Origin of the sequence: Bradyrhizobium sp. HKCCYLRH3061 (genome assembly GCF_051168015.1) — a bacterium.
GTDB lineage: Bacteria > Pseudomonadota > Alphaproteobacteria > Rhizobiales > Xanthobacteraceae > Bradyrhizobium.
On the sequence record NZ_JBNPUE010000004.1, the window covers coordinates 15,467 to 32,086 of the forward strand.

The following is a 16,620-nucleotide window of genomic DNA, read 5'->3' on the forward strand; positions in this document are numbered from 1 at the left end:
GCGGCCCTCGGAATGCCGCCCCGGTCTCAGACCAGATGAAAGCTCGACAGGTGGGACAGCAGCTCGGCCGCCGACACGTGCTGGATGGTGATGGTGTCGAGTGCCGCATCGGTGATGACGGCGTTGCCCGCCGCGTCGTCATGGATGGCGGCCTGCAGTGCGGACTGCTCCGCGAAGATGCTCTGGCTGAACACGATCTGGTCGGTGCCGGGATTGAAGTCAGAGACCGTCACCTGACCGAAATGCTCGGCGAACACGAAGGTGTCATGTCCCTGCAGCGACACCGATGAGGACGCCGCGCCGGAGATCGAGGTCCCGGAGATCAGCGTGCCGCCCTGGCCGTCGGCTGCGAAGTGAAAGCTGTCCTGCGACAATGGGCCGACGAAGTGCAGCGACGCGCTGTTGGACGCGTCGCTCAGCGACAGCAGCCCGCTGGTCTCGTCGAAATGCATCTGAAGCGACGTGAAGGCGATGCTCTTGAGATCGATCTGAGCGGCCGTGCCGCCGAATCCGATGAGATTGCCGCTGAAGGAAGGCGCGGCGAGGACAAGGTCGGCCGCGCTCGACGTCGTGGCCGCCTCTGCGCTCGCCGTCACCGAGCCGATGGTCGGGATCCCGATCGTGCCGTCGCCATTCAGGTCCTGATGGAAGCTGGTCTCGAGGGCTTCAAGGGACGACGAGCTGCCGGAAACGGCGCCGATCGCGTTGCCGGTATAGTTGCCGCTGCTATCGGTGTTCCAGACCGTGTAGAGGTCGGTGCCGGCCATCTTCCAGGCAACCTGATAGCCGCTGCCAGAGGCCTCCGCAGCGATCGCCGCCCAGCCGCTGAGCTGGCCGGCAACGACGACGTTGCCGCCGAACATCACCTGCGTTGCGGTCCCCCCCGACACCGGCGCCATCAGATAGGTCGTGCCCGACAGCGACAGGCTGGTCGACCCGAGCGCTTCGATCACGCTGCCACTGGGTGTCACGCTTGGGGCGCCGATGGTGCCGTCGCCGTTCAGATCCTGGTGGAAGCTGGGCTCCAGCGCTTCCAGGGATGCGGAGCTTCCCGCAACCGCGCCGATCACGTTGCCGGTATAGTTGCCGCTGCTGTCCACGTTCCAGACGGTGTAGAGATCGGCGCCGGCCATCTTCCAGGCGATCTCATAGCCGCTGCCGGACGTCTCCGCGGCGATGGGCGCCCAGCCGTCGAACTGACCGACGGTCACGATGCTGCCGCCGAACATGATCTGCGGACCGGTGCCGCCGGCGACGGGATTGAGGAAATAGCTCGACCCGGCCAGCACCAGGCTGGTCGAACCCGCGGCCTCGATGACCGTGCTCGGAATGCCGATCGTGCCGTCGCCGTTCAGGTCCTGGTGGAAGTTCGGCTCCAGCGCCTCGAGCGCGCTGCTGGCCCCATTGACTGCGCCGATGGCGTTGCCCGTGTAGTTGCCGCTGCTGTCGACGTTCCAGACGGTGTAGAGATCGCTGCCCGCCATCTTCCAGGCGATCTGATAGCCGCTGCCGACGGCTTCGGCCGCGATCGGTGCCCATCCGCCGAGCTGCCCGGGGCTGACGGTGCTGCCGTTGAAGCTGACCTGCGGGCCCGTCCCGCCTGCGACCGGATTGAGGAAATAGCCGTTGCCGGATTGGACCAGGCTCGTGGCCCCCGCGGCCTCGATGACGGTGCTGACGACGCCGATCGTGCCGTCGCCGTTCAGGTCCTGATGGAACGACGTCTCAAATGTCTCGAAAGCGGACGAGCTTCCGGAGACGGCGCCGATCGCGTTGCCGGTGTAGTTGCCGCTGCTGTCGACGTTCCAGACGGTGTAGAGATCCTGCCCCTGAAACTTCCAGGCGACTTCGTAGCTGCCGCCTCCGTTGGCCTCGACGCCGATCGGCATCCAGTTGCTCAGCTGGTGAACGACGACGTTGGCGCCGTTGAACCGCAGCGCCACCGATGTGCTCGCACCGATGGTGTTGAGATCGTAGATGACACCGACCTGGGCGAGGCTGATCGATCCGAGCGCCTCGACGATGGTGTTGGCGAAATAGGGGGCCGATCCGACCGCGGGATTGATCTGGGCGAGACCCGCGCCGGCGACTGCCGGATTGGCCATCGGCACCGCGGTCTGCTGCAGGATCTCCGAGACGTCGGCGTAGCTCAGCGTCGAATTGGCCGTCAGGATCAAGGCCGCGATCGCGGCAACGCTCGGCGCGGCTGCGGAGGTGCCGTAGAAGTCGGTCATTCCCGTGACGGTCGTCGAGATGTTGTCGATGCCGGAGACCACGACCGGGCTGAGCTGGAGCGGCGTCGCAAGGCGCGTGCCGTCGTTGGCGAACAGGATCTCGGTCCCGGCGCCGGACGATGAAAAGCTTTCCGAGACCGGTGTTGCGCCAAAGGCCGGCGTGTTGGCGGCATTGACGGCTCCGACGGTGATCACCCCCGGCGTCATCGCGTGACCGAAGACCGTCCCGACATTGGCGCCGCTGATGGAGACCGGGAGGCCGTTGCCTGCCAAAATCTCCTTGATCGTGGAAGGAGGAGTAAATCCCGTGTTGGCGATCACGATCTGGTAGGTGCCCGAGACCGAGAAATGCAAACCAACCCACGGATTCAGCGAATTGTTCGCAACGTATCCGAGGAACTGTCCATTCTGAAACACGTCGACCGCGAGATGTGACGTGTCTTGACCCCAAGCCTGGTCCCATTGCACGAGCAGGTTCGCGCCTGCGGTCACGGTGATCGTCTGCGCGATGCTGCCGCCGAAGCTCAGTGCATTGCCATCGAAATACTTTCCGCCGATGCTGCCCGAGGTCGAGGTCCAGGACGTCTGATAGGCCGAGCTGCCGTTGTTGCCGGCCGACGTCACATAGGTCACGCCCATGGCCTGAACGGTCTGAATGGCCTGGGCGACAATGCCGTTCTGGAAGAATGGCTCGTCCGAATAGCTCACATCGTCGACGATGACCTTGCAGCCGGCATTGGCGAGCGCGATGATGCCGTCGGCGAAATCCTGCTCGCTCTGGAACGCGGTGTAGAAGGCGAGACTGGCGTCAGGCGCGATATCGTGGATGACCTGCATCATCGCACGGCCTTCGTCCGTCCCGCTCGATGGCATGTCCTTGAGGATCTGAATCTTGGAGGCCGAGGGCAAGGCTCCGCTGGCTTCGTCCGCAGCGGCGCCGCCGAGATTGTTGAAGCTGCTGGAGAGAACGCCGATCTTGATGCCGGCTCCCGTCACGCCCGTGGAGTTGCCGCCGAGCGCCTGAACGACCTGGGCGCTGGTCGCGCCTTGTGCACTGACCGCCGAGGCGATGGCTTCCGTCACTGCGTCCTGGAGCGATGGCGCCGGCTCGCCGCTCGGTCCGGCGTGCGCCGTCGCGGGCTTTCCGAGGCTGCCGAACGACCATGTCTGCAGCGATGCGCTGGCGCCTGACCACATCTCGACGCTGATCGACAGGACGACGCCGCTCGCGCTGGCACTCTGCCCGGCATGCGCCGGTTCGACGGAGCTGTCCGCAATCGGCGTGGCCGGATGGAGGGACGTCTCCTGGGTGACTTGCCAGGTCGAGCCGGCCACCACCGTCCGAGCCGTTGGCTCGGCCGCCGCCTGGGCCTGCGCGCTCACGTCGAAGAGTTGTGTGACCACCGTTGCCTCGGCGTCGCCGTGCGCGAGGAGGCTGGGCGTCTCGCTCGGAGCATCAGCGCTTGGCGCCGGGGCTGCAGGATCGATCAGCTCGGCCGGGCCATGCTGGACCTGCGCGATGGCGGGGGCCGGCTTGGCTTCGTCTGCGGCGTCCGCAGCAGGCTGCTGCACATGCAACTCGTGACGTTGGCCAGCAGCAGGATCGAAAATGAGGGACTGGGCGGCTTCACGCCAGCGGTCAGGAATGTCTTCGGTACGGCCGGATTCGTAAAGCATGCATGCAACGATGGTGATCCTGTCCTCGAGGCCGACAGGCGGGATGGAATTGAAGCATCGGGCAGTGATGCCCCCCGATCTTGTATAAAATGGTACCGAAGAATGGCCGCTTCGGCCATACGTCATTGTTCGATCTGTTCGATCGAATTCAACTATTGATTGTGTCCGGGGAGGCGGCTATTGCCGCGGGCCCAAGCCAGCCTTCGCAGGGGCAACTCCGGACGGGGGCAGAGATCGGAGCGGGCACAGCAGGGATTTGCTCCCCGCGAGCCCGCCCCGAAGATTAAGGGCGCCGATCAGACCAGGTGGAAACTGGACAAATGGGTCAGCAGGTCCGCCGTCGTGACGTGCTGGACGGTGATGGTGTCGTGCGCGGCATCGGTGATGACGGCGTTGCCGGCCGCATCGTCGTGAATCGACGCCAACAGCGCCGCCTGATTCGCGAAAAGCTCGTGGCTGATGACGATCGTGTCGCTGCCCAGATGGAAGTCGGCGACGCTGACCTGGCCGAAATGCTCGGCGAAGACGAAGGTGTCGTGTCCTGCCAGGGAGACGGCTTGCGGAGCGGGGCCGCTCGCCGGACCCGCGGCCGCCGAGATCATCGTGCCGCCCTGGCCGTCATCGGTGAAACGGAAGCTGTCCTGCGACAGCGGTCCGAGGAAATGCAACGAGGTGCTGCTCGCGCCGTCGCTGAGCGACAGCAGCCCGCTGCTGTCGTCGAAATGCGCCTGCAGCGAATGAAAGGCGATGCTGCTGAGGTCGATCTGATCGCCGTTGCCGCCGAACCCGATCAGGGAGCCGCCGAAGCTGCCGGACACCGTCAGGACCACGTCCGGGCCACCGGCCAGCGTCAGGGCTTGCGTGCCCGCTGCGACGTGAGCGGGCACACCGATGGTGCCGTCGCCGTTCAGATCCTGATGAAAGCTTGTCTCCAGCGTCTCCAGCGCTGCCGAGCCGCCCGGAACGGCGCCGATTGCATTGCTGACGTAAGCACCGCTGCTGTCGGTATTCCAGACCGTGTAGAGGTCGACGCCAGCCATTTTCCAGGCGACCAGGTAGCCGCCGCCGGAGCTCTCCGCGCCGATCGGGTTCCAGCCGCCGAGCTGGCCCACGGTGACGACGCTGCCGCCGAACGCGATCTGCGGCCCGGTGCCGCCGCCGACCGGATTGAGGAAGTAGGTCGAACCGGATTGCACCAGGCTCGTCGATCCCAGCGCTTCGATCACGGCCGAGGGGATGCCGATCGTGCCGTCGCCGTTCAGATCCTGATGGAGGTTGGTCTCCAGCGCTTCCAGACCGCTGTTGGTGCCGTTGACGGCGCCGATCGCGTTGCTCGTATAGGCGCCGCTGCTGTCGGTATTCCAGACCGTGTAGAGGTCCGCGCCCGTCATCTTCCAGGCGATCTGATAGCCGCCACCGACGGTGTCCGCCGCAATCGGCATCCAGCCGCCGAGCTGACCGACGACGAGGACGGAGCCGCCGAACTTGACCTGGGGACCTGTGCCGCCGCCGACCGGGTTCAGGTAGTAGCTGGATCCGGACTGGACGAGGCTGGTCGATCCCAGGGCTTCGATGACCGTGGTCGGAATGCCGATCGTGCCGTCGCCGTTCAGGTCCTGGTGGAGGTTGGTCTCGAGCGCTTCGAGTCCGCTGTCCGTCCCGCTGACCGCGCCGATCGCGTTGCCCGTATAGGCGCCGCTGCCGTCGGTGTTCCAGACCGTGTAGAGATTGGCGCCGGCCATCTTCCAGGCGATCTGATAGCCGCTGCCGACGACGTCGGCCGCGATCGGAGTCCAGCCGCCGAGCTGGCCGACCACCAGGTTGGCGCCGCCGAACTTGACTTGCGGGCCCGTGCCGCCGCCTACGGGATTGAGGAAATAGCCGTTGCCGGCCTGGACGAGACTGGTCGATCCCACGGCCTCGATGACCGTTGTCGGGATGCCGATCATGCCGTCGCCGTTCAAGTCCTCGTGGAAGGACGTCTCGAACGCCTCGAATGCGGCCGTGCCTCCCGAGACGCCGCCGATGGCGTTGCCGGTGTAGTTGCCGCTGCTGTCGACGTTCCACACCGTGTAGAGGTCCGCGCCCGTCATCTTCCAGGCGACCTGATAGCCGCCGCCGTTGGCCTCGCCCGCGATCGGGGTCCAGCCGCCCAATTGTCCGGGCTGGACGACGCTGCCGCCGAACTTGATCTGCGGCCCCGTGCCGCCGCCGACCGGATTGAGGAAATAGCTTAGTCCGAGCTGGACCAGGCTGGTCGATCCCAGCGCCTCGATCGTCACCGGCGTTGCGGAAACGAGATGGAAGCCGAGCGCGTCCATCTGCTTGAGGTCCACGGCCGTCAGCGTCTGCAGCGTGCTGTAGGTGTAGAACTCGTTGAACGGATCGTTGCCGCCCTGCACGCCGCTGTTCAGGAAGTCGCTGGGGTCCGAGGATTGGCCGTAATCGGCGAGCTTGGTATAGCCGCCATCGAGGGAGAAATAGGCGGTCCCCGCCGTAGCGCCGCCGGTCATCAGCCGCACGCCGGGGCTGGAGAAGCGGAACAGATCGAAGACGTCGGGCTGCGGTCCGTAGGGCACGCGGCCGAAGGCGTGCGTCAGCTCGTGCAGCGCCACGCCGACCAGCAGGTTCGAATTGATGTCGGTGGCGAAGGTCGCGCTGCCGTCGTCGGTGGTCGCATCGTTGGCGCCGAGCCCGCCCCACAGCTTGAGCTGCGAATTCCACACCGCGACGTAGGACTGTCCCTGGATGCTGGATCCCGCCGGCAGGGCATTGAAGGTGGTGTCGCCTGGGCTGGCATAGTTGATCAGGTTGGACCTGACGCTCGAATAGCCCATCCACTGGCCGCCGTCAGGACCGGCTGCCGCGCCGCCGCCGACGCCGCTATAGTCGATCTTGATGTTGACGGTGATGCGGTCCGAGATCATCGAGGTGAGGATCGCGGCGGCCTGCTGAATGCCGGCGCGAAAGCTCGCCGGTGCATTCATCGCCGCCGTGTCGAACAGCAGATTGATCGTCAGTCCGCCGGCGCTCACCGAGGTGACCGCGCCAATCCCGCCGAAGTCGCCCTGCGCAAGCTGCGCCTCGACCGCCTCGTCGGGCAGCTCCACGGGATTCGACGGCGGGGGTACCCCCGCGTCGTATGGAGGTGAAGTCGTGACCGACTGTAAGTTGGATGCTCCAGGCATTGCCTCAGTTCCGGCTCATCGCGTGAGGGCGCATGGCTCGACCGTATCGACACGCTGCCGAGTCGAATCGTGACCGTCCCAAGTTACAGGGCAACGATCTTGCTCGGAGGTTAATGGGCGTTCCGAAGCCCCGGAAAACGACCGGCGATGGCTGTCGCGGGCGTTCATCGAACCGAGGTTCGCTTACGCGTTCAATCCAGCAGCTCAGGCAGGCGGTCCAGGAACGCAGGGACCGGTAGTGCAGCACCGAAATTATAGGGGTTGCCGCTGAGCGCGGCGCGATAGCGATCGAGCTGTGGCCCGCCCTCACGCAGGGGCCGGCCGATCCCGTCCAGGCAATCGAGCTTGTAGCGGACGGCTGCCGTGATGTCCTGCGCGGTATTCGGGTGAATTTCGAGCCCGTGGCGCGCCAGCACGGCGGTGTCGATCAGCAGTGCCTGCAGCGGCTGGCGATAGGTCTCGCGCAGCGAGAGGTAGCGCCGCGCGCGCCGGTCATAGACCGGGCGCACGGTGAAGTCGGTGCGCTCATGCCAGAACTGGCAGTCGTTGGAGATGCAGTTGACGAGCAGCATCGGCGTTCCCAGCGCCTGCACGGCGGTGGTCAGGCCCGATGTCGTGCCGACGAACAGGCGGGCGGCAGCGCAAAGATAGAGGTCCATCTCCGCCGACTTGATGTCGCTGTGGGCGTAGTCGAAGACGCCTGCCATGCCGCGCAGCGGCGTCATGCTGCGATCGCCGAGCCTGACCACGGCGCCGCCGCGTGCGGTGATCGCGGCGATGGCGTCGAGGTAGTCGCCGACATTGGCGGAGCGATGCTGGCGCGTGGTGCCGGGTCCGTCGCCGTGATAGCCGCCTTCGCGGATGTGCATCGCGACGAACCAGTCGGCGGTGACACCGGCGGCACGCAGCCTGGCCGTTGCGGTTTGCATCAGCTCCGACGGGACCTTCACGATCGGCAGCCGCTGCTGTTCGGCCCAGGCGACCTGCGCGCGCGACGCTGCGTGAGCCCACGGCTCGGCGATGCCGTCCTTGCCCCGGACGGCGATGAACTGGTCGCCGACCAGCCGCTGATAGGGCAGCAGATCGTCGACGAGAGCGGGGTCTTCGATGATCGTGACATGCTGATCGAACAGCCTGAGGAATGGCTGGTTGACAACCTTGCTTGCCGGGGCAAGCAGCACGTAGTTGGCGCGCGGCAGCATGCCGAGCGCGGCCATGCGCAAATGGCAGTCGATGAAGCCGACGTGGCCGATCAGCGTCACCCATTCGTAGCCGAGCAGCCGGACCGGGAGCGCGGGATCGAAGATGCTGCCGGCGCCGGCAATGCGCGCGATCAGCGCGTCGGGAATCGACCATTTGGCTGCCAAGGAATCCTGGTGGTCGAGTGCGGCCTGATAGCTGCGGAACGTGTCCTCGTAGCGCCCCTGGTGATAGAAGTTCTCGCCGAGCTGGATCAAATTGTCGTAGATCAGGAGCTCGCCGGCATGCTCCAGCTCCCAGGCGCTCGGCGTGTAGGTCGATGGATCGTAGCCGCCGGCATAGTTCTGGTGCGCCATGACCGAGCGGGGATCGCGCGCGACCGACGCCTTAAAGCAAGCGGCGGCCCGGGCGTGGTCGCCGGCCAGGGCATGGACGGCGCCGAGCTTGCGCAGCGCGTTGCCGTCGCCCGAGGCCGCGGCCGCCGTCAGGAAATGCGCCGCGACTGGAAGATTGCCGCGATACATGTGGGCGACGCCGGCCGCGAAATTGATCGCGAAGCTGTCGATTGTCTCCGGCCGCGGCACCTCGCGCACGATGCGGTCATAGGCGCTGCACAGTGCCAGCGTCGTGAAATAGGCCTGCGCGCCCACACCGGCTCTGGCGCGCACATTGCTGCGGAAGATCAGGTTCAAGATCCGCACCGCACGCAGCGCGCTCGGCTTGCGGCTGGCAGCGAGGTGAATCTGAGCTGCCGCGGCCAGCGTGGTCGATGTCGTTAGCGCCAGCAAACGGCCAAGTCGCGATTCCTTTGCCAATTGCCGGTCCATCAGCCGGAGCATCGTCGCACCGGCCGGCGCGACGATCAGCCTGCTGTCGACGATGTTCGCGGCGCGGGTGGTCAGCGGCAGCAATTGCCGGCGTCGCGCGCTCAGGAACGCGTAGAGACGAAACGCGGATGCCGTCAGCCACGCCCGCGGCGACCAGCGGCCTCGCGGCGCCTGCGGCGACGGTTGCTCCATGGCGCTATTCGGCGCAGGAATCGCCTTGGCGCCGAGGCGGCGACGGAGAGAGCCGAAGGGGGCGCGGGCCGTCATGGCGCGCGATAGCCAGGGGTGGCGGACAAGATCGCCCGACGTGCGGCGGTCTGCGCAAGCAGGCGCGTCAGCGACATCGGCCGAGTCCGGAGTGTGACCCACGCCAGCGCGGCCAGGCGGCCGACGGCCCCGAAGCTCAGCATCACCCGAAGCAGGTGCGTGTCGAGCGCGTTGCCATCCAGCAAGGCGGATACGCGCGCAGCCTTGGCCGACGGCATCGTTTCACCGCCGAGCACCATCCGCGCCGCGCCGAAGCGATTGCGCCGGGCGAATAGATCGCCATAGCCTTCGGGGAACAACTTGCTCTGCGCAATCAGCGCGCCGATGTCGGCGAGCTTGGCGTTGAGCGAAGCCGGATCGGTCGCCGTCGCCGTCGAATAGTTCTGGCCGTGGATGCGCCAGTAGCCGAGCGCCTCGGCGATGAAGCAGCAGCCATAGGTCAAGGCCAGCCGCCGGGCGAGAAAGGCATCGGAGAACGAGCCGAGCTTGACGTCGAATCCGCCGAGCGCCTGCAAGGCTGTCCGGCGATAGAGCGAGGTGGTGCCGGAAAAGTAGTTGTCGCCAAAGCGCAGCGCCTGGCGAAGGTCGGCCGGTGCGAGCATCGTCGATGCCAATGCGGGCAGCATGATCGGCCGCAGCATCCGTCTTGCGGACGGCCCCCGAGGGCCGATGATCTCGCAGCAGGCGAAGACCAGACCGGCTTCGGGGTGGCTGGCCGCCTGTGCCATCGCCTTTTCGAGATAGGTCGGATGCAGCGCGTCGTCGGCCCCGAGAAAGCCGATCCATTCGGTGTCCGCGATCGCCAGCGCCTCGTTCTGACCGCGCACGACGCCCTGGTTGGTCTCGTGGCGGATCAGGCGCCAGTTCGGCCGGTCCGCCACGAAGCGCGAAATGACCGCGATGCTGTCATCCGTCGAGCAGTCGTCGATGACGACGACGCGGTCTGGGGGGCGGGTTTGGTTGGCGATGCTGCCGAGCGACTCGGGCAGGTAGCGGGCATGGTTGAAGTTTGGGACGACCAGCGTGACGGTCGGCAAGGTTGCTGGGCGGGTCGTCGTAGTCATGGCTCAGCGAACGTCATGGCACATCATCCCCGATGCCTGTCTCTCACGGCTTCGGGAGTTCCTTGACAACGTCGTCCAGGGCGCCGAAGGCCCTCACGCGGCCGCCATCAAGATAGAGCCCGAGATTGCAGGTGTCGCGCAGCAGGCCGTGATCATGCGAGGCGAGCACGACGATCCCCGAGCGGTTCGTGATCTCCTGCAGCCGGCCGTGGGTCTTCTTGCGGAACTGCGCGTCACCGACCGCGATCCACTCGTCCATCAGGATGATGTCGCCGTGAATCGAGGCTGCGATCGAGAACACCAGGCGCAGCAGCATGCCCGACGAATACGTCCGGATCGGCAGTTCGAGATAATCGCCGAGCTCCGCGAACTCGACGATCTCCGGCACGCGCTCTTCGATCTCCTCGGGCGAGAGGCCCAGGATGAGGCCGCGCGTCCGGATGTTCTCGTATCCCGACGCCTCCTCATCCATGCCGAGTCCAATGTCGAACATCGGCACGTTGCGGCCCACCACCCGCAACGAGCCGCGCGTAGGCTCGTAGATCCCGGCCAGCACGCGGATCAGCGTGGTCTTGCCGGCGCCGTTGTGGCCGACCAGCCCGAGCCGGTCGCCCTGCTTCAAGGTGAAGCTGATGTCGTCCAGCGCCTGCACGAACTGGAACGATCCTTCGTTCTTGGAGACGCGGCCGCCGACGCGCGACGCCGCCTTGATCGCCAGATGCCTGAACGACCTTGCGTTTGGCGGCGCCACGGGAAACTCGATTCCGATTTGCTTGGCTTCGATCAGAGGCATGAGAGGCTGGTCCTGAAATCCCGGAAGGCTGTCACGTCAGGCCCAGTACACGACGCGTGAGCGATAGCGCGTGTAGATGTAGGTCATGGCGGCCGTCAGGACAGCGATGAAGCCGACGGCTCCGGCCCAGCTCGCCAGGCTCGGAACGTTGCCCATCAGCGGATCGCGAGTGATCGCCAGCAGGTAGGCAACGGGATTGAGCGCGACCGCGAGCTCGCCGCCCTTGATCTGCGATGGTGCCCAGATGATCGGCGAAACGAAGAACAGAAGCTGAAGGATCGCGTTCATCACCGGCGGTACGTCGCGATAGCGGACGCAGATCATGGAGATGATCGTCGATGCGCTGACGATGAAGACGTAGATCAGCGCCAGGCCGAACAGGCTGAGCAGGCTCACGATGCCGATCGGCCAGGGATAGATCAGCCAGATCACGGGGATGATCGCGATGTTGTGCAGGAAGATGATCAGATTGCGCTGAACCATCCGCATGACATGAATCAGGATCGGCATGTCGACGGCTTTGATCATGCCGCCGGCGTTGATCATCGTGTAGCACGATTCACCCAGCGAGGAGGCGATGAAGTTCCAGATCGTCATGCTGACCATGAAGTGCGGCAGATAGGTCTTCATGTCGGCGCCGAGAAAGCGTCCGGCCACCGCGCCCATGATCAGGGCGGTAATCGCGTTGGTGGCTGTGATCCACCAGGGACCCAGCATCGTCCTGCGGTATTTCGATCGGATGTCGCCGGCGGCCAGTGCGCGCCAGGTGACGTGGCGGGTGAGGAACGGGGCGACGTCCGCGCGGCAGCGAGCCCATGTGAAGCGGCTCCGCTCCGCGACCACGAACCGCTCGACCTCTCCATCGGTCAGGGTGGACATGCTTCTACCTCGCGACAGCCGTAAGTGTTTGGCTTTCCAGCCGAAAGCGCTTGAACGCCGCGGTCGGCGGCGGCCGATCGGCTGGGGTTTGCTGGACCATGTTACGCGGGGGCTGTCAACCGCTCAGCTCCCGCTTGCGGCCGCCGCTCAGATCGCAGCCGAGCCCGTGACGTCAACGATCCGGGGCTCGGGCAGGGGCACCAGGAACCGGCCGCCTGCCTCCACATAGGGCTGGTTGCGCTTCAGGATGGGCTCCGCGTAGATCCAGGCGAGGATCACGACGATGTCGGGCTTCCGCGTCGCGAGTTCGCTCGACGGCAACACCGGGATGTGGGCGCCGGGGCTGAAGCGACCGTGCTTGAGCTGATTGTCGTCGACGATGAACTTGACCCGGCTCTCGAGCTCGAAGTGATAGAGCAGGGTGGTGGTCGTCGTCGAGGCGCCGTAGGCCGCGATCAGCTTGCCCTCGGCGATGGCCGCATCGAGAACCGCAAGCACCTTGCGCTTGCATGCCTCGATCGCGGCGAACCAGTCGCGGTAGATCTGCGGCTTGGTCACGCCGCGCCGTTCCTCCTCGGCGATCAGTTGCGACAGCTCCTCCGAGCGCGGACGCCGGCCCGTCGACTTCGGTTGCGCGAAGGCGCGGATCGAGCCGCCCTTGGTGGCCGTGCGCTCGACGTGGAACAGCGTCATGTCGTGCCGGTTGAGGAAGGTCTCGAGCGGGATCAGCGCGTGGTGCGAGACGTGCTCGTGATAGATGGTGTCGAACACCATGTTGTCGATCATGTCTACGATGTAGGACACCTCGAACACGAATGCGCCGTCGTCGGCGAGCAGCAGCCGGATGCCCTTCACCACGTCGGACATGTTGTCGATGTGGGCGAACACGTTGTTGGCGCAGAACAGCTTGGCCTCGCCCTGTTCGGCCTTGATCCGCGCAGCCAGCACGCTGGTGAAGAAATCCGGGATCGTGGGGATGCCCTCGCTGGTCGCGGCGGCGGCGATGTCGCGGGCGGGATCGATCCCCTGCACCCGCATGCCCTCGTTCTTGAACGCCTTGAGAAGGGAGCCGTCATTGCTGCCCATCTCGGCGACGAGGCTGCCCTTCGGGATCGCGAGCGTCGACACCACGGACTGCGCATAGTGCCTGAAGTGCTCGACGAGCCCGAGCGAGACCGAGGTGCGATACGTGTAGTCGCGGAACAGGATGTCGGGATCGACCACGTCGAGATTCTGCAGGTGGCCGCAGTCGAGGCAGAGATAGCAGTCGAGCGGATAGAGGTCCTGCGTCTCGCCCAGCCGGTCCGCCGTCACGAACGCATCGCCGATCGCCGACGGCCTGATCGGCAGCACGTGATCGAGCGAGGTCGATCCGCACAGGCGGCAATCGGTCTTGTGCTTGACGTGCTGCATGATTTAGCGATCCTGGGTTGGCGGTCCCGCAGGCGGGATGGTCGGCCGGAAGCGATTTGCGGCGCGTTTTACAGGCCCGCGAAGCTCTTGGCGACCTCTTCTTGCCAGACTGTGGACACTCCGCCGTCGAGGAACAGGCTCTGCCCGTTGATGAAGGAGGCGCGCTCGCTGCACAGGAAATCCAGCGCGTCGGCGCATTCCTCGGCGGTGCCGAGCCGGCCGAGCGGGACCAGTCGGCGGTAGGTCTCCATCAGCTTCTCGTTCTGCTCGTAAAAGATCCGCGATTCGCGCTTCAGATAGGTCAGCGGCATGATCGCGTTGACGCGGATGCCGCGCCGGCCGAGGGTGGCGGCATAGTGGCGGACCATCGCATTGAGGCCCCCCTTGACGACGTGATAGCCGACCGGCTGCGAGGAGCCGACGAATTCGGCATAGACGGAGCTGACCACGCCGATCGCCCTGTCGCCGGCCTCGGCGAAATGGCCGGAAAAGCCCTCGATCAAGTCGCGTGATGCGGTCAGGCCAACCTGGATTTCGCCGGCCCAGGGATCGCCCTGGCCGCGGAAGCGCTGGCTCAGGACTAGGTAGCGGACGGGTCCGCCGGCGTCCGCGATCTCGCGCCAGAGACCGGCAAAGCTGTCGCTGCGCTCGAGATCGACCGAATAGTGTCGCAAGCCAGGCTGGTCCGGGAAGTCGGCCGGTCGCTGCCGCGACACCACGCTGACCGCGCAGCCGCGGGCCAGGAAGCGCTCGACGACCACGCGGCCCAGGCCGCGGGTCCCGCCGATCACGACAGCATGCACGGTCATGCCGCAGCGTCCTGGAGCGCCGCGACGCGGCGGGCCAGCTCGGCCTGATAGGCCGCCGCCCTGGCGGTATCGCCGTCCTCGGGTGCGAAATCGGCGAACACGCTTGCGCCGGGACGGAACGGGCCGTTGGTGATCTCGTGCACGATCAACAGATCGCTGCGGATGATCAGGGTGTGAAAGAACGCGTTGGACATCCGGTAATAGAACGGGCGAGCGCCGCCCGGCGGGCCCAGCTCGACCACCTTTTCGATCTCGCCGTCATCCTTGAACACGACGATGTCGACCTCGCCTTCGATGATGTGAAAGGCTTCGCTCTTGCCGGGGTGCTTGTGCGGCCGGATGTACGACTTCGAATCGATCGCGATGATCATCTCGTGCAGCTGATCTTCGCCGTCCGGGTGGGCGTTGATGCGGGCGCGCCGCTTCGGGCTTGCCGCGACGGCGGCCCTGAGCGTGGCAATCTCGGCCGGTCCAACCGCGGCAATCGGGCCTTCGGCGAGGAAGACCTCAGGAGATTTTTGAACGAGGCTCATTCAGACGGGTCCTTGAAAATTGCGTTGTCGAGCGCCGCATAGATGGAGCGGAACTCGACGCCCCGAGCAGCGAGGGGAGCCAGCTTGGCGCGCACCTTGCCCTCGATGTGAGGCGCCACGGCAAACAGGCACAGCCGGATGTTCTCGTCCGCCAGCAGCCGTTCAGAACCTACCACGGGCACCCGGAAACCCGGCGGGAAAAAACCGGCCTTATCGCTGTCGTCATCGACGGCCAGCGCGATCTTGTCCCCGACCCCGAACGCGTTCACGAACATGATGGCATGGTGGCCAATGCCGAACAGGGCAACGCCATGGCCCTCAGGGCCGGCGGCGTCGCCGAGTCGGCTCTGCACGATGTGCCTTCGACCAGAAAAGGCCTGGCGATAGGTCTGGAACGATTCGGAGGAGCCCTGCGGCTCGAACGACGGGGCGGTGGTCGGCACAGGCTCCAGAACAGCGACCAAGGCGTCCTCCAGGGCGCCTGGATAGCGCAGCAGCGACAGCAAGCGATATCCGCTCATCTGCCCGAGACGCTGCAGCGTGTCCTCGACGAAATAGCTGCTGTGCTCCTCCCACAGGAAACAATAGTCGCAAGCGGACAGGAACTTGCTGCTGTCGGGGACCTCGACCAGCAGAACGCCGCCGGGCGCGAGCAGGCGTTTCATGGCCTGTAGCGCAAGAACGGGAGCGGGACTGTGCTCGACGATGTAACGGCACGAGACGATGTCGAAGGTCCCGAGGCCCGTCGATAGCGGCGCCAGACGATCGTCGGCGAGCAGGGCCTGCCAGCTTTCGAGATAGGGGTGACGCCCCCGCGGAGCGCTGACATCGAGCGCGAGCGTCTGCGTCCGCAGACCGCGCGCGGCAAACCGGGACAGCAACGGCTGTTCGAACGGGCCGGTGCCGAGCGCGGTCTGGGCCTCCGGGCGCAACGATGACAGGCTCGCGACGAGCGCATCGAGATGCGCTTCCGGCTCGCGATATCGAATCCATGGCACGTCCGGCATCAGCACGGCAGGAGCGGGGGCCTCGCGCAGCTGAACGAGCTGACAGGTCTCGCATTCGACGATGTCGAGATCGAATTGACGGTCGACAGCAGCTGTCCGGGCGAATCCATTGCAAACCGGAAGTCGGCCGAGCGCGAGCGCGGAAGACTGAATGCCGCTTCCGCAAAGGCGGCAGGACGAAGTCATCTGGTGCTCCGGTTCCGAACTCGAATCACGTTACACCGTTCGCGCGCTCGACGACGTTCACCGGCAAAACCTTGATTTCAGGCGGTTTCCCATCTACCGCCGATCCATGCGTGTGCATCCAAACGTGAATTGAACCCTGGCGCGAGGTTGTGGAAGACGCAGCCGCATGTTCATGTGGCCGCCGCATCCAGTTTACGTATCGGCCAGCATGAACGCAATCGCACGGCGGACCGGCAGGCGCAAGGTTCATTCACAGCCGGCCACGAGCACACGTTGTGCGGGGCCGATCAAGTGTTGATCGACGAACTGCCACGAAGTAATCGTAAGTTTCGTTCTGACGTAAGGGACCCAGGCTGTAGCGATGTATGACATAGTCTCTCCTGCGGAGATCCCTCCCGAAACGTTCCGCGATCGTCTGCGCCGTCGCAGCCGACAGAAGCTGAAGCTCCTGACGCAGAGGAGCATCAAGGTTCTCTCGCGTGTCCGCGGCCGGCATTTCGTCCGTCACATCGTATTCACATGCTTGCCGTTCAGAATGCGGTT

10 protein-coding genes are annotated in these 16,620 nt (G+C 65.5%); all 10 read right to left on the reverse strand.

Annotated elements, in window-relative coordinates; all coding sequences use genetic code 11:
- Positions 1-26: 26 nt before the first annotated feature.
- Positions 27-3,806, reverse strand: coding sequence for a S8 family serine peptidase (locus ACQR2C_RS09435; RefSeq protein WP_434880972.1), 3,780 nt, complete (start codon positions 3,804-3,806; stop codon positions 27-29).
- A gap of 401 nt (positions 3,807-4,207) precedes the next feature.
- The gene (locus tag ACQR2C_RS09440) at positions 4,208-7,099 is read right to left on the reverse strand and encodes an NF038122 family metalloprotease (protein WP_434880973.1); all 2,892 of its coding nucleotides are present in this window, start codon (positions 7,097-7,099) and stop codon (positions 4,208-4,210) included.
- Positions 7,100-7,290: 191 nt separating this feature from the next.
- Positions 7,291-9,393, reverse strand: coding sequence for a TIGR04372 family glycosyltransferase (locus tag ACQR2C_RS09445; protein WP_434880974.1), 2,103 nt, complete (start codon positions 9,391-9,393; stop codon positions 7,291-7,293).
- Positions 9,390-10,457, reverse strand: a complete 1,068-nt coding sequence (locus ACQR2C_RS09450) for a glycosyltransferase family 2 protein (protein ID WP_434880975.1) — start codon at positions 10,455-10,457, stop codon at positions 9,390-9,392. The genes ACQR2C_RS09445 and ACQR2C_RS09450 overlap by 4 nt, the downstream gene beginning before the upstream one ends.
- A 43-nt stretch (positions 10,458-10,500) precedes the next feature.
- The gene (locus ACQR2C_RS09455) at positions 10,501-11,250 is read right to left on the reverse strand and encodes an ABC transporter ATP-binding protein (RefSeq protein ID WP_434880976.1); all 750 of its coding nucleotides are present in this window, start codon (positions 11,248-11,250) and stop codon (positions 10,501-10,503) included.
- A 36-nt stretch (positions 11,251-11,286) separates the two neighbouring features.
- A complete protein-coding gene (locus ACQR2C_RS09460; protein ID WP_434880977.1) occupies positions 11,287-12,129 on the reverse strand; it encodes an ABC transporter permease in 843 nt (280 codons plus the stop codon).
- Between the two features lie 147 nt (positions 12,130-12,276).
- Positions 12,277-13,542 (reverse strand): methyltransferase domain-containing protein, encoded by a 1,266-nt coding sequence (locus ACQR2C_RS09465; RefSeq protein WP_434880978.1) that lies wholly within the window; start codon positions 13,540-13,542, stop codon positions 12,277-12,279.
- 68 nt (positions 13,543-13,610) lie between these two features.
- Positions 13,611-14,351, reverse strand: coding sequence for an SDR family NAD(P)-dependent oxidoreductase (locus tag ACQR2C_RS09470; RefSeq protein WP_434880979.1), 741 nt, complete (start codon positions 14,349-14,351; stop codon positions 13,611-13,613).
- Positions 14,348-14,884, reverse strand: coding sequence for a WbuC family cupin fold metalloprotein (locus ACQR2C_RS09475; RefSeq protein ID WP_434880980.1), 537 nt, complete (start codon positions 14,882-14,884; stop codon positions 14,348-14,350). The genes ACQR2C_RS09470 and ACQR2C_RS09475 overlap by 4 nt, the downstream gene beginning before the upstream one ends.
- Positions 14,881-16,077 carry a class I SAM-dependent methyltransferase gene (locus ACQR2C_RS09480; protein ID WP_434880981.1) on the reverse strand — a complete coding sequence of 399 codons (1,197 nt, stop codon included), beginning with the start codon at positions 16,075-16,077 and terminating at the stop codon, positions 14,881-14,883. Before ACQR2C_RS09480 ends, ACQR2C_RS09475 begins: the two co-directional genes overlap by 4 nt.
- Positions 16,078-16,620 lie beyond the last annotated feature (543 nt).